Source organism: Phenylobacterium sp., assembly GCF_031412415.1.
Classification (GTDB): Bacteria; Pseudomonadota; Alphaproteobacteria; order Caulobacterales; family Caulobacteraceae; genus Phenylobacterium.
The window spans coordinates 1-9242 of sequence record NZ_JANOCX010000318.1; the positions used below are offsets into that span (position 1 = coordinate 1).

14 protein-coding genes are annotated in these 9242 nt (G+C 65.6%); 8 read left to right on the forward strand and 6 right to left on the reverse strand.

From position 1 onward, the window contains the following. Positions 1–230 (reverse strand): recombinase family protein (locus RMO04_RS15555; RefSeq protein WP_309645683.1); only part of this gene is annotated, 230 nt, incomplete at its 3' end. Positions 231–390: 160 nt separating this feature from the next. Here RMO04_RS15555 and RMO04_RS15560 point away from each other — a divergent pair. From RMO04_RS15560 to RMO04_RS15580, 5 genes are all read left to right on the forward strand, one after another. Continuing rightward, entirely contained in the window at positions 391–816 is a 426-nt protein-coding gene (locus RMO04_RS15560) for a hypothetical protein (protein ID WP_309645684.1), read from the forward strand. A gap of 84 nt (positions 817–900) precedes the next feature. Next, the gene (locus RMO04_RS15565) at positions 901–1221 is read left to right on the forward strand and encodes a hypothetical protein (RefSeq protein WP_309645685.1); all 321 of its coding nucleotides are present in this window, start codon (positions 901–903) and stop codon (positions 1219–1221) included. Between the two features lie 207 nt (positions 1222–1428). Continuing rightward, positions 1429–2397, forward strand: a complete 969-nt coding sequence (locus RMO04_RS15570; RefSeq protein WP_309645686.1) for a bifunctional DNA primase/polymerase — start codon at positions 1429–1431, stop codon at positions 2395–2397. Beyond that, complete coding sequence (locus RMO04_RS15575) at positions 2394–2852, forward strand: hypothetical protein (RefSeq protein WP_309645687.1); 459 nt, start codon at positions 2394–2396, stop codon at positions 2850–2852. The genes RMO04_RS15570 and RMO04_RS15575 overlap by 4 nt, the downstream gene beginning before the upstream one ends. Before the next feature lie 50 nt (positions 2853–2902). Continuing rightward, a complete protein-coding gene (locus RMO04_RS15580) occupies positions 2903–3382 on the forward strand; it encodes a surface-adhesin E family protein (protein WP_309645688.1) in 480 nt (159 codons plus the stop codon). On the opposite strand, the gene RMO04_RS15585 is transcribed toward RMO04_RS15580, so the two are convergent. The 4 genes from RMO04_RS15585 to RMO04_RS15600 form a co-directional block, all read right to left on the reverse strand. Further along, positions 3379–4962 (reverse strand): recombinase family protein, encoded by a 1584-nt coding sequence (locus tag RMO04_RS15585; RefSeq protein ID WP_309645689.1) that lies wholly within the window; start codon positions 4960–4962, stop codon positions 3379–3381. The genes RMO04_RS15580 and RMO04_RS15585 overlap by 4 nt on opposite strands. Positions 4963–4988: 26 nt before the next feature. Next, complete coding sequence (locus RMO04_RS15590; protein ID WP_309645696.1) at positions 4989–5405, reverse strand: HK97 family phage prohead protease; 417 nt, start codon at positions 5403–5405, stop codon at positions 4989–4991. Positions 5406–5566: 161 nt separating this feature from the next. Continuing rightward, positions 5567–5794 carry a hypothetical protein gene (locus tag RMO04_RS15595; RefSeq protein ID WP_309645690.1) on the reverse strand — a complete coding sequence of 76 codons (228 nt, stop codon included), beginning with the start codon at positions 5792–5794 and terminating at the stop codon, positions 5567–5569. Then, positions 5794–6963, reverse strand: a complete 1170-nt coding sequence (locus RMO04_RS15600) for a phage portal protein (RefSeq protein WP_309645691.1) — start codon at positions 6961–6963, stop codon at positions 5794–5796. Before RMO04_RS15600 ends, RMO04_RS15595 begins: the two co-directional genes overlap by 1 nt. 292 nt (positions 6964–7255) lie before the next feature. Here RMO04_RS15600 and RMO04_RS15605 point away from each other — a divergent pair, with 292 nt between their 5' ends. The 3 genes from RMO04_RS15605 to RMO04_RS15615 all read left to right on the forward strand — a co-directional run bounded on the left by RMO04_RS15605 (position 7256) and on the right by RMO04_RS15615 (position 8823). Next, positions 7256–7399: a hypothetical protein gene (locus RMO04_RS15605; protein WP_309645692.1), complete on the forward strand. Its 144-nt coding sequence runs from the start codon at positions 7256–7258 to the stop codon at positions 7397–7399. 95 nt (positions 7400–7494) lie between these two features. Then, entirely contained in the window at positions 7495–7674 is a 180-nt protein-coding gene (locus RMO04_RS15610) for a hypothetical protein (protein ID WP_309645693.1), read from the forward strand. 72 nt (positions 7675–7746) lie between these two features. Next, positions 7747–8823 carry an acyltransferase gene (locus RMO04_RS15615; RefSeq protein WP_309645694.1) on the forward strand — a complete coding sequence of 359 codons (1077 nt, stop codon included), beginning with the start codon at positions 7747–7749 and terminating at the stop codon, positions 8821–8823. On the opposite strand, the gene RMO04_RS15620 is transcribed toward RMO04_RS15615, so the two are convergent. Continuing rightward, positions 8820–9242, reverse strand: a 423-nt coding sequence (locus RMO04_RS15620) for a hypothetical protein (RefSeq protein WP_309645695.1), incomplete at its 5' end; no start/stop codon positions are given. The genes RMO04_RS15615 and RMO04_RS15620 overlap by 4 nt on opposite strands.

Sequence of the window (9242 nt, forward strand, 5' to 3'; positions counted from 1 at the left end):
GTTTGAACGTCCAATGCATCTCGGCCCAGACGATCAACTGCGTAGAAGCAGACGGTGTCGCCCTCGCGAACCTGGTCCAGCAGCTTGGCGAAGCCGGGTCTGTCAGCCGCCATGACGCCCCCAGACACACCTTCGTCCGAGAACTCGCGGTCGAACCCGCCGCCCATCGCGTGACGCTGGGCTTCGATAGACTGGTCGCGACTTGAGACGCGATAGTAGGCGATCCTCATGGGTGGCTCACAAGTTAGGGGTTCAGCTTCCCTGGCTCATAAGATGGCCCAAAAAGGGAGTCAAGCCTATCTTTTGAGCCTAGCGCCAAACTTACAACTTGTGCGCCATAATTCGGCCAGCTCTTGCGCCCGACTGGGTGATTGCCCAGTAACTTTCTGGATGCCGAAGATTTCCCTGATGCCTGATAAAATGCCGATGTCATTCGACTGGGTTGTCACGATGGGTGAGATCGCGCGCGACGAACCGATGACGTTCCAGAACATTGCCTATGGGCTGCGCTGCAATGAGCCGGTGCCTCGGGAAGTGCGCGAGTTCCTCGCCGACTTGTTGGAAGGGAAGGTCAAGCGGCCGGTTGGCAAACCGAGCCGTGATTGGTTCGAACGCGAGTCCACGGGCAACTACATCCGCACGACATACGAACTGATGCGAGAGCAAGCGACTAACAGCCCACAGCCAGGGAAGGGCGAAACTCCCTCTGAAGTGGCCTTTCTCATGACGAAGGCTCGCCTAGCCGCTGAGGGCCTTAACGTGTCGGAAGATGTGGTTCGAGATGCGGTGAAGAGGCGCCGAAGCTGGAAGGACTAGGGGGATAATCCCCGATTTATCGCCATTATCCAGGGCGCGGCCCCTCATGTAGCTCGGTGACATCTTCTACCACTGAGAGACAAGATGTCCCGACACGACCCGTTCATTTCCCTGTCCACCCTGGCCCGGATCGCCGGACACGCTGGACCGATCACGCCGATCCAGCGACACTTCGGGCCGCAAGAGTGCGCCGCCAACATCAACGGCGTCACCAGCGTCAGTGATCCGGCCGTCATCGCCGCGTCGTTCGAGCGGCTGTTCGAGACAGCCGTCCACACGGGCGTCTCGCTGCTGCCCATCATGCAGATGTTCCAGAACCGCGTCGTCCACCACTTCCCGGACGTGACGGTGGGCGACGTCCTGGACCGCTGCACCGGCGACTGGCGTAGCCGCCTCACCACATAGGCTCGGGCGGTTTCACCACCATCGTTGAATGGCGCTTCGCGTCGATCCCAACCTGAACGAGTGGCAGCGTCAACGACGCCCACTCGTCAACTCCCCCAGAAAATGATCCACCATCAAGTCGATAGCCGGACCCGGTCCGGAGGCGCGCGCCCGCGCGACCACACCACCTCGTTACACGCCTGTCGTCCACTCCCCGTGGCGCTTGGCTTGGCGGCTCTGGGCGTCCGTATCTTCCCCACCTACGGCTTCAACAGCGCCCGCACGGACTCGGGCCTTGAATGCCAGTGCATGAAAGGCAAGCGGTGGAAGGCGCGCCAGACCGGCACCGAGCCGACGAGCTGCAACAAGAACCCCGGCAAGCACCCTCGCATTCTGGATTGGCCCGATCTGGCGACCACCGATCCCGAGATCATCGCCGACTGGACCCACCGCCGCACGGGTGGCTGGGCGATGACCAACCTCAGCGCCCTCACGGGTAGGGCCAGCGGCGTCTGGGTCCTGGACCTAGACGGCGATCTGGGTTTCGCCAGCCTGGCCCAGCTTGAGGCCGAACACGGCGCGCTGCCGCCGACGTGGCGGACTCAAAGCGGTAGCGGTCACGGCCGTCACTACTGGTTCGCCCATCCCGACGACGGACCCGAGGTGCGCGGGAGCCAGGGCGGGATGGCGGCGGGCGTGGATGTCCGGGGCTTCCACGGGCACATCCTCCTGCCCGGTAGCCTTCACCGTTCAGGTGGTCGCTACCAGTGGGAGGAAGGGTTCGCCCCCGATCAAGTCCCGCTGGCGGCGGCGCCCGAGGCTTGGTTGCGCCTGGCACTAGACGCCAACAAGAAGACCCGCACCGGCGACGCCGACGATCCGCCCACCACCACCCGTCGCACCTCGCCGCGCACGGCGGGTCGCTCCTCTGATCACACCCGTTGTCTCGTCATCGGCGACGGCGAGAACCGGGGCGGTTTCCACGGCCCGATCAACGGCCTGCTGGTCAAGTTTTTCGGCCGCTTCGGCGCCAACGCCGACACCACCGGCATGATCGCCGCGCTCCGCCAGGCCATCAGCGACGCCCCCGCCGACAACCACGAACCCCACGAAATCGATCGCTATCTCTCCGACGAATACCTCAACGAGGCCTGCGATAGCGCGCGGGCCTACATCAACAACAAGGACCGAATTTGACCGACAACCCCAACGCCACCGGCGCACAGGACGCCTTCCTGGCCACCGTCGCCGCCAACGAGATCATCGAGCAAACCGTCTTCACCAATGAAGACCAGATGATCGATCACCTGAACACCCTGGGGGCCGTCCTCCTGAAGGGCAACGACCTCCGCATCGTCATCTGGGGACGCGACGGCCAGCCGATTTTCTTGAAGGAATCGCAGGCCAAGACCTGGCTCGCTAAGTATCGTCTGGAGGTCGGGACGGGCGACAAGGCCAAGTTGGTCCCCGCCTACGATCGCTGGATCGGATCGGAGCGCCGTCGCGAATACACCCGCCTGATCTTCAACCCCAACCCGGCGACCCAGGACGAAGGCGACCTCAACCTCTATACGGGCATGGCGGTGATGCCGGCGCCCGGCGACTGGAGACGCCAAGGCGGACGGCACCTTCGAATTCCAACGGTTTGTTGACTTGCCTTCCTGCGACACGATCGACTGACGGCCGGCGAAGGAGATCGCGAGTGCTTCCTCTGATGGCCTTGGCTTATGCGCTGACCGCGCAGGCTACTATTCCGCCCCCTCCGCCCGGCTTCCACTTGGTGCCTCAGGACCGCGACCTCTCGCAGATGGGCGACGCGGAACTCATCATGCTCGCCGGCCTGCCGGTAGATGCGCCGCCGTCCATCCAAACCGGCGACTGGAGCTATCTTGGCCGCAGCACGAGCGCTGGTGTCTACATGTTCATCCGAGGTGCCCAACGGGAAGGTATGATCTGGGTTCGCTACGAATATACGAGCCCCACCGCCTCCAGCCGATCAACACGGCTGCTGGTCGAACTCGATTGCGGTGGGCTTCGATCCCGAACCCTACAGAGCACCGGGTTCAGTGGCTCAAACCTGGAAGGTGACGCCATCCCCGGCTATCCGACCCAGGCCTGGGAGTTCTCGGCACCCGACACCTTCGCCTCGCTTCAGCTTGAGGCGGCCTGCCCTCCGAACTAGCCTCTGCCGCCGACGATCTCGGTGCGGACCCGGGCTCCTGCTGAGGCACCGACTAGGGCAGCGACCCGACCCACCGCTTGGTCGGCATGGATGCGGACCACGATCTTGCCGTCGTCAGCCAGAACGAAACCACCGCCGACGACCTGCCTCAGCAGGGTGTTGATCTGGGCTCGGATCGCATAGAGCGCGTCACCTTCCGCCGTCGCCATCTGGGTCCTCAGTCCCTGCAGCGCATCCTGGGCTTCATCCACCGTGGTGCCGGCGCGAGACTGTTCCATCTCCGCCCTCAGCGCCGCCTGGGCCGCATCCAGGGCGACCAGTTCGGCTTCACGTTTCCGTAGGCGGTCCGCCACCGCGCCGCCGCTTTCAAGCTGATCCAGCAACGTCTCGATCTTCGCGACAAGCTCCTGGCGCTGCCCAACCAGCGCCAGCAGTTCACTCTCTTTGAGATCGTCAGCGCCGGCATTCCGCCCGAGGGGAAGCGACGCCACAAACGGCAGCAGGTCGGCCTCCAGGTCGTCGTAAGGGACGCGAGACCGATTGTTGCAGAGCCCCCGCGCTACGCCGTTACAGCGCAGGACGCCGCGCGGCTTCCAGTGCGGCTTCTTGGGAAACGTCGAAGTCAGATAGCCGACCACGCCCCCACACTGTTCACACTGAACCTGTCCAACCAACAGGTTCGTGAACGTGCGGCTCGCCGGCCGCGCCGCTGGATTGCGGCGTCCCGCTCTGATCGCCTGGACGCGGTGGAACTGATCGCGGTCGATGATCGCCGGATAGAAGCCTTCGATCGGGTCACCGTCGGGCTTCCTATTGGCGCCCTTCTGATGGCCCGTGAAAGGTTGATAGAGCCCGATCGCGGCGATCGACCGCGACATGTCCGCGACGGTGGAATTGAACCACTTCCCGCGCCCGGTCGGCGTCGCCACGCCTTCGGTGTTGAACCGCTGGGCGATGTGCTGATCGCCCAACCCAGCCTCCTTCATGTCGAACACTCGCTGGACGACCGCGACTTTGTTAGGGATCGGCTCCCAGACCTTTCGACCATCCGCACCCTCGGCTAAGCGCAACCACCGAGGCCCGACCGGGCTGGAGGGCGTCAGGTCTTCGCGCGCCCTCCGCCGCTCGTCAGCGCGCGCAAGGCGGACCTTGCGGCTCTTCTCCGCTGACTCCTGGTTAGACCGGGCAGCGTGGATGAGGACGCGAATGTAATCGACGGTGCTGGCGGTCTCGTCGAGGACGTGGTCCTCAGCCAGATTGACGACCTTAATTCCCGACAGCGTCAGCGTCGTCAGCATGTTGAGCACGATGGTCTCAGACTCGCGACTGAACCTGTCCATGCTATCGACGGCGAGATAGCTCCCCCTCGTGATTTCGCCGGCCTCGACCCGTCTGATGAAAGAACCAAGGGCGCCCTTGATACGGTTCAGGCCAGTGTAGGCGCTGACGCCGTGATCGCGCAGCGTGGTGTCGAGTTCCAGGTCGTGGCGCTCTGCGAACTCGATCGACGCCTTCAACTGGCGGCGGAGGGAGTCGCCCTCGGCTTGGGCGGCGTTTGAGAACCGGCTGTAGGCATACATGATCGGACGCATCCAAACTGTATATTTTAAATGCGAGGAAAGGTCACCAGCGACACCTCCCAAAGATCCACGCCGCTCAGCACCCGCAGCCGCCCCTCCCGGCGCGCCCTCGCCGCCCGGAACCCGATCGACAGTCCGTCCAGCGCTCCGGCCCGACTCAGCGCCTGGGCATAGCGGGCCTCCGCCGACCAGTCGGCGATCCGCCCCCGCACGAACAGGCCCCGCTCGTCCTCGACCAGCTCGTCCCAGACGCCCACGACGGCCCGGCTCTCGTGCTGATGCAGCATCCGCACCCCACCGACCCCGGTCCGCGTCAGACTGTCGACGAACGCCCCCTTCGCCACCACATCCCCGTTCAGATCCGCCCCGCCCCACAGGGAGGCGTAGCCGTGGATGGGGAGGTCCCCTCTCCCCTTGCGGGTCGAGGACGGATCGCATGCGATCCGACGAGGGGAGCCCGCACACGGCGGCGCAGCTGTCGTCCTTGTGCGGTCGGGTGAGGGGTCACACGGGCATGAACGGCCGGCATCGTGTGACCCCTCATCCGACCTCGCGTCGCTCGGCCACCTTCTCCCGCAAGGGGAGAAGGGCTCAGCTGAAACCCTCACCCTCGATCCTCCAGCCGCGTCTCGATCCGCATCAAGGCCGCCCGGGTGGCGATGCCCTGCTCCTCCAAGCGCGCCAGCCGCTCGGCGACCAGCCTCTGCTCCCCGACCCGGTCCTCCAGCGTCGCGATCCGCGCCGCCGCGCCCCCGGCCCAGACCAGCCCGCCGATCGTCTGCACCGCCAGCGCCACCGCCAGGCCGGTCGCCAGTTTCCGGATGTCGTCCATCACGCCCCCACCCCCGCCATCCGCCGCCGCTCTTCGTCCGTCAGGAACCCCGCCCCCGACAGCCTCGCCCACAGCGCGTCCCGCTCGGGCTGCAGGGCCGGCACCGCATCCAGGTCCGGCTCGATCCGCACGCCCGCAAACCGTCCCCCCAGCCACCCTGTCAAGGCGCCGGCGGTCTTCTTCGCCAGCGGCACCACCGTGCCGCGCCAGAAGGCGGCATTGGCCTCGCGATAGTTGGCGTAGGTCGCGTCGCCCGGAATCCCCAGCAGCTGCGGCGGCACTCCGAAGGCCAGGGCGATCTCGCGCGCCGCTGCGTGTTTGCCGGCGATGAAGTCCATGTCCGCCGGGCTCATCGACATCGGCTTCCAGTCCAGCCCGCCCTCCAGCACCATGGGCCGCCCGGCATTGCCGGCCCCAGCATGCGCCTCGACCAGCTCGGCCTTCAGCATCGCGAACTGCGCCTCGGTCAGCCGCTCCCCGTCCGCGCCCCGGAACACCAGCGCCCCCGACGGTCGCGCCGCATTGTCCAGCAGCGCCTTGTTCCAGGCCCCCGAGGCATTGTGCACGTCGATGGCCGAGGCCGCGGCCTCCAGCGGCGAAAATCCGTAATGGTCGTCGGTCGGGTTCCACAGCTTCAGCTGCATCACCGGCATCCAGCCGTCGGCCTCGCGCCCGATCCTCAACCGACGCCCGCCGACCGCATACTCATAGGCCTCGGGCCACCCCGCCCGTCCGGGCACGACCTGCACCCGGTCCGGCCGCAGCGACCACAGTTCGGCGGGCGCGTCCCCGCCCCCCGAACCCTCGCTGACCGCCTCGACATAGGCGTTCCCCGCCGTCTGCAGCGCGCCGTACAGCCCCTCCAGCCATTCCGCCCCCGACTGTTCCGGATTGGGCTGTCGCAACAGGCGCGCCACCGGATGCGCGTCGTCCCGCACCCCGTCCGCGAACACCGCCAGAGGCGTCGCGGCACAGGCCTCGGCGATCATCCGCACGCAGCGATAGGCCACGGCATTGCGCGCGAACCCCTCGCGCGCCAGGCTGCCATAGTCCCTCGGCGTCCAACGCGGCCGCCCCGCCCCGGTGACCGCGATCAGCGGCCCGGCCCGGCTGGCCTTGGTTTCGACCACGGGGGCGCCCCGCCCGAACAAACGCGGGTTCCAGTTCATGTGCGTTTCCTTGTGAAATCAGACGGTCCAGACGCCCCGTCGTCGCGACACCGCGCTGACAGCTACGGCTGCGGCACGGCGGCATGTGAATCGGGCAGGACGGTCCGCCCCTGGGTTCGATCACGGGCGAACACCCGGGATGCGACGACGGCAGCGCCCGGGCGGCATGGCCCCGTCGCGGCGTGCGGCCAGGGCGTCGAAAGCCGCGTTGAATGCGGAGGCACCAGGCGTGAATTCGGGCGCGTGACGTGCTATGGTTAAGGCGGCCCTCCCCGGCCACGGGATCTATCATATGCTGTACGCTGCGCTCGGCCTCTGCGCCGTGATCGCCATGTGGTTGGCGTGGATCAGCCTCGACGAATGGCTGGACCTTTCGGGCAGACTGCGCCGACTTGTCCGGCCCAAACGGCGCAAGACCGAAAGCTGGAAGCTCTGATGCAGGCGCGGATCGTCGACTGAGACGGCATCCCTGCCCCTGCTGCAGGGGGTGGTGGGGGTGGCGCTCTTGCGGCGGCGGTGTAGGTTCGCCGTATGCTCACGCTTTCCTACCTGTTGATCGTCACCGTTAGCCTGGGGTTGGCTTACTGGGCGCTCGACACCCGCCTTCACCTGACCCACAAGATCCGACAGTGGCGGCACCGGCGCTACTGGCGACAGCGCAACGCGCGCGAACAGCGGCACCGCAAGCTCGAGACCCGCACACCGAAATGAGGTGAGGGCGTGGGGGGCAGGCAGTCCTTGACCGGCAATGCCCAATCCTGTCCACCTATGGGTGGGGGAACGATGTCTGCTCAACGTGAAATCGTCGGCGTTCAGTATCTGCGCGGCATCGCCGCCTGCGCGGTCGTTTTCGATCACACCAGCGCCATGGCAGGCCTCGACAAGTATTTCGGACAATCGCTGTGGGGCGGTTGGCTGGAGAAGGGTGCGCTGGGCGTCGATCTGTTTTTCATGATCAGCGGCTTCATCATCGCGATCGTCTCCCTGCAGAAGGACAGCACCGCGCCGGGCGTAGGGATCGCAGAGTTCGCCCGGCGGCGGGCATTTCGGATCCTGCCGATGATGTGGCTGGCGATCCTGACCTATGCAGCCCTTCGGACGGCGTCCGGCGTTGCTTTCGAGCCTTTGCCGTATCTCAGAGCGTTGGCCGTGTGGCCGGTTGGTGACCTGGAACCGAACATCATCTGGACGTTGAGGCATGAGGCGATTTTCTACGTGCTGTTCGCCGCGACGTTTCTATCTCGCGCATGGCTTCGACCGTTGATCGCGCTCTGGATCGCCGCACCGTTCCTGTACGTCCTGGTGACGGGCTCGAGCGTTCCCGACCCCGCTGTCCCTGACATCTGGTGGAGCCTCAGCCATCCCGTGAACGTGGAGTTTGGAGTTGGGTTGGCCTTTGGTCTGATCTGGACCAGGTGGCTTCACGGCCGGTCGATCAAGATCCCGTACCTGGCCGCGATCGCCCTGCTCTACTTCGTCGCGGCCGTCGCCGTCGGCAACGTTCTCGACCTGCGCGCAGACAGGGTGGCCGACACGCTGATCACCGCGCTGATGTTCGCTCCGCTTTTGGCCCTGGCGATCTGGGGAGCCGGACCGCCAAATCGGTTCGCCCTTCTTCTGGGAAACGCGTCGTTCGCGATCTACCTATTCCACGTGCATTTCATCTCTGCGCTGTTGCGCGTCTGGTCGGGTGCGCTTCCGCAAACACAACTCGCGGTCGTGGTCATCACAATCGCAGGGCTGACGATTGGTGCGGGCGTGATGATCCATCTGATGTTCGAAAGGCCGCTACAGTCGCGGCTGAGCCGATGGTGGACTTCACGCAGCCTCACCCGTGGCCAGAGCACGAGTGGCGCTTAGCCAACCAGCCAGTTGGCCCCGTCGCTCCAAACCGGAATCTTGTTCGATCCGCCCGCCGCGACGATCGATGCGAAGGTTGTGGCATTGGCGTCCGTGACGAAAGCCCTCGCGCCTTGGCCCGCTGCCGACGCCGTCGGAAGCCCTGCGACGGCGACCGGGTAAGGCTCAGAAAGCGAGCCCGCCCAGAACAGGGTGCCGCTGGCGTTCTTGGCGGCGATCATGTTGATTTCCTGCCCTGGCATTAGGACATAGGTCGCCTTGCCTGAGCGGCTGTTGAACAGTTGCGTCCCGTCCGTAGCGACCGTCAGGAGGCCCGTTCCAGCGTTGACGATGCGAAAGGGCATCCCGACCATGGATGTCGGGCTGACATCGGTGATCGTCGGCAGAGTGTAGGTATGGCCCCCAGCACCCGCGTAGAC

Coding starts and splice junctions, on each gene's coding strand:
- RMO04_RS15560 (WP_309645684.1), top strand. CDS start 391: ATGCCGAAGATTTCCCTGATGCCTGATAAAATGCCGATGTCATTCGAC.
- RMO04_RS15565 (WP_309645685.1), top strand. CDS start 901: ATGTCCCGACACGACCCGTTCATTTCCCTGTCCACCCTGGCCCGGATC.
- RMO04_RS15585 (WP_309645689.1), bottom strand. CDS start 4,962: ATGTATGCCTACAGCCGGTTCTCAAACGCCGCCCAAGCCGAGGGCGAC.
- RMO04_RS15595 (WP_309645690.1), bottom strand. CDS start 5,794: ATGGACGACATCCGGAAACTGGCGACCGGCCTGGCGGTGGCGCTGGCG.
- RMO04_RS15600 (WP_309645691.1), bottom strand. CDS start 6,963: ATGAACTGGAACCCGCGTTTGTTCGGGCGGGGCGCCCCCGTGGTCGAA.
- RMO04_RS15605 (WP_309645692.1), top strand. CDS start 7,256: ATGCTGTACGCTGCGCTCGGCCTCTGCGCCGTGATCGCCATGTGGTTG.
- RMO04_RS15610 (WP_309645693.1), top strand. CDS start 7,495: ATGCTCACGCTTTCCTACCTGTTGATCGTCACCGTTAGCCTGGGGTTG.
- RMO04_RS15615 (WP_309645694.1), top strand. CDS start 7,747: ATGTCTGCTCAACGTGAAATCGTCGGCGTTCAGTATCTGCGCGGCATC.